Annotated in this window: 1 pseudogene; it reads left to right on the top strand. The window is 70.3% G+C overall.

Annotated features, from left to right (window positions below):
- Positions 1-306: pseudogene (locus CH42_RS16640) on the top strand (dTDP-4-dehydrorhamnose reductase); the annotation flags it as partial.

Below are 306 nucleotides of genomic sequence, written 5' to 3'. Positions count from 1 at the left end.
GCGTACGTGTATCTGGTCAACGCCCACTGGACCGCCGAGGCCCAGGGCGAGTACACGTTCCTGAACCTCGCGGACGAAGCAGTCGGGATCGACTGGCCGATCCCGCTCGTGAAGGCCGAGCGATCCGAGAAGGATCTGGCCCACCCCCGTCTCGCCGAGGTGGCGCCGATGCCGCCCAAGCGCACGCTCGTGATCGGGGCGAACGGGAAGCTCGGGCGCGCGCTGCGGGCGACGCTGCCGCAGGCCGACTTCGCCGACCGCTCGCGCATCGACCTGTTCAACGAGGAGACCCTCGACCGGGTGCGC

The organism is Leucobacter musarum subsp. musarum (genome assembly GCF_001273845.1).
Taxonomy (GTDB): domain Bacteria; phylum Actinomycetota; class Actinomycetes; order Actinomycetales; family Microbacteriaceae; genus Leucobacter; species Leucobacter musarum.
This window is presented reverse-complemented; position numbering and strand designations above follow the sequence as displayed.